The sequence below is a fragment of the uncultured Microbulbifer sp. genome (genome assembly GCF_947489355.1).
Lineage (GTDB): Bacteria > Pseudomonadota > Gammaproteobacteria > Pseudomonadales > Cellvibrionaceae > Microbulbifer.
This window is the reverse complement of record NZ_CANLDD010000262.1, coordinates 1-204: the sequence shown is the minus strand read 5'-3', so window position 1 is coordinate 204 and position 204 is coordinate 1. Positions and strand designations below refer to the sequence as shown.

Genomic DNA, 204 nt, shown 5'->3' with positions numbered 1-204 from the left:
TCGCCATGAATCGATTCTACTTTTAGTGAGTGGAAAAATGTTTCTGCGCAAGCGTTGTCGTAGCAGTTTCCCTTCGCACTCATGCTACATTCCAGATTATGCGCTTTGATCAGCGACTGATAATCTCGGGAGCAGTATTGGCTCCCCCGATCAGAGTGCACGATAACTCCCCTAGGCATTTTTCGTCGCCTCAGGGCCATACGC

At 49.5% G+C, this 204-nt stretch carries 1 protein-coding gene; it reads right to left on the bottom strand.

The features are described from left to right. On the bottom strand, positions 1-204 hold a 204-nt coding region (locus tag Q1A48_RS21705), incomplete at both ends, for a DDE-type integrase/transposase/recombinase (protein WP_366523470.1).